This window comes from Streptomyces sp. NPDC026394 (assembly GCF_055567735.1).
In genome coordinates this window covers 1-2,683 of sequence record NZ_JBVHPX010000064.1, presented here as the reverse complement: position 1 = coordinate 2,683, position 2,683 = coordinate 1, and the positions used below count along the sequence as shown (strand labels likewise).

Annotated in this window: 2 rRNA genes; both read left to right on the top strand. The window is 58.8% G+C overall.

Annotated features, from left to right (window positions below):
• Positions 1 to 225 precede the first annotated feature (225 nt).
• Positions 226 to 1,754: ribosomal RNA gene (locus ACZ4QV_RS42405) — 16S ribosomal RNA — on the top strand.
• A 298-nt stretch (positions 1,755 to 2,052) separates the two neighbouring features.
• Positions 2,053 to 2,683 (top strand): 23S ribosomal RNA (locus ACZ4QV_RS42400); the annotation flags it as partial.

Here is a 2,683-nt window from a genome sequence, read left to right as displayed (position 1 = left end):
CAAAGGAAGCGTCCGTTCCTTGAGAACTCAACAGCGTGCCAAAAGTCAACGCCAGATATGTTGATACCCCGTCCACCGGCACACGCCGGAGGATGAGGTTCCTTTGAAAAGCCCACCAGCACCTTCACGGTGCGGGTGGCACACACAGCGAGGACGCTGTGAACGGGAAGCCTATTCCGCTTCCTGTTCCGCTCTCGTGTGTGTTACCGGGAGAACCCGGAAACATTCACGGAGAGTTTGATCCTGGCTCAGGACGAACGCTGGCGGCGTGCTTAACACATGCAAGTCGAACGATGAACCTCCTTCGGGAGGGGATTAGTGGCGAACGGGTGAGTAACACGTGGGCAATCTGCCCTGCACTCTGGGACAAGCCCTGGAAACGGGGTCTAATACCGGATATGACACACGACCGCATGGTCTGTGTGTGGAAAGCTCCGGCGGTGCAGGATGAGCCCGCGGCCTATCAGCTTGTTGGTGGGGTAATGGCCTACCAAGGCGACGACGGGTAGCCGGCCTGAGAGGGCGACCGGCCACACTGGGACTGAGACACGGCCCAGACTCCTACGGGAGGCAGCAGTGGGGAATATTGCACAATGGGCGAAAGCCTGATGCAGCGACGCCGCGTGAGGGATGACGGCCTTCGGGTTGTAAACCTCTTTCAGCAGGGAAGAAGCGCAAGTGACGGTACCTGCAGAAGAAGCGCCGGCTAACTACGTGCCAGCAGCCGCGGTAATACGTAGGGCGCAAGCGTTGTCCGGAATTATTGGGCGTAAAGAGCTCGTAGGCGGCTTGTCACGTCGGATGTGAAAGCCCGGGGCTTAACCCCGGGTCTGCATTCGATACGGGCAGGCTAGAGTTCGGTAGGGGAGATCGGAATTCCTGGTGTAGCGGTGAAATGCGCAGATATCAGGAGGAACACCGGTGGCGAAGGCGGATCTCTGGGCCGATACTGACGCTGAGGAGCGAAAGCGTGGGGAGCGAACAGGATTAGATACCCTGGTAGTCCACGCCGTAAACGTTGGGAACTAGGTGTGGGCGACATTCCACGTCGTCCGTGCCGCAGCTAACGCATTAAGTTCCCCGCCTGGGGAGTACGGCCGCAAGGCTAAAACTCAAAGGAATTGACGGGGGCCCGCACAAGCGGCGGAGCATGTGGCTTAATTCGACGCAACGCGAAGAACCTTACCAAGGCTTGACATACACCGGAAACCCCTGGAGACAGGGGCCCCCTTGTGGTCGGTGTACAGGTGGTGCATGGCTGTCGTCAGCTCGTGTCGTGAGATGTTGGGTTAAGTCCCGCAACGAGCGCAACCCTTGTTCTGTGTTGCCAGCATGCCCTTCGGGGTGATGGGGACTCACAGGAGACTGCCGGGGTCAACTCGGAGGAAGGTGGGGACGACGTCAAGTCATCATGCCCCTTATGTCTTGGGCTGCACACGTGCTACAATGGCCGGTACAATGAGCTGCGATACCGCGAGGTGGAGCGAATCTCAAAAAGCCGGTCTCAGTTCGGATTGGGGTCTGCAACTCGACCCCATGAAGTCGGAGTCGCTAGTAATCGCAGATCAGCATTGCTGCGGTGAATACGTTCCCGGGCCTTGTACACACCGCCCGTCACGTCACGAAAGTCGGTAACACCCGAAGCCGGTGGCCCAACCCCTTGTGGGAGGGAATCGTCGAAGGTGGGACTGGCGATTGGGACGAAGTCGTAACAAGGTAGCCGTACCGGAAGGTGCGGCTGGATCACCTCCTTTCTAAGGAGCTTCTAGGCAGCCGCAAGGTTGTCCAGAGCCACTACGCAGGCGAATGTTCTGCGGTGGTTTGCTCATGGGTGGAACGTTGACTACTCGGCACACTCGGTTCGGGATCATTAGTACTGCTTCGGCGTGGAACGTGAGTCTGGTCTGGGAGTGTCGGGCACGCTGTTGGGTGTCTGAGGGCACGGGCTTTGCTCGTACCTTCGACGCCGGCCCCGGTATAGGTCTGCTTCGGCGGGTTGTGACGGGTGGCTGGTCGTTGCTTGAGAACTGCACAGTGGACGCGAGCATCTGTGGCCAAGTTTTTAAGGGCGCACGGTGGATGCCTTGGCACCAGGAACCGATGAAGGACGTGGGAGGCCACGATAGGCCCCGGGGAGCTGTCAACCAAGCTTTGATCCGGGGGTGTCCGAATGGGGAAACCCGGCAGTCGTCATGGGCTGTCACCCGCTGCTGAACACATAGGCAGTGTGGAGGGAACGCGGGGAAGTGAAACATCTCAGTACCCGCAGGAAGAGAAAACAACCGTGATTCCGGGAGTAGTGGCGAGCGAAACCGGATGAGGCCAAACCAGTCACGTGTGATACCCGGCAGGGGTTGCGTGGTTGGGGTTGTGGGAGTTCTCTTGACCGGTCTGCCGGCCGGTCGGCGAGTCAGAAACCGTTGATGTAGGCGAAGGACATGCGAAAGGTCCGGCGTAGAGGGTAAGACCCCCGTAGCTGAAATGTCAACGGCTCGTTTGAGAATCACCCAAGTAGCACGGGGCCCGTGAAATCCCGTGTGAATCTGGCGGGACCACCCGCTAAGCCTAAATATTCCCTGGTGACCGATAGCGGATAGTACCGTGAGGGAATGGTGAAAAGTACCGCGGGAGCGGAGTGAAATAGTACCTGAAACCGTGTGCCTACAAGCCGTGGGAGCGTCGC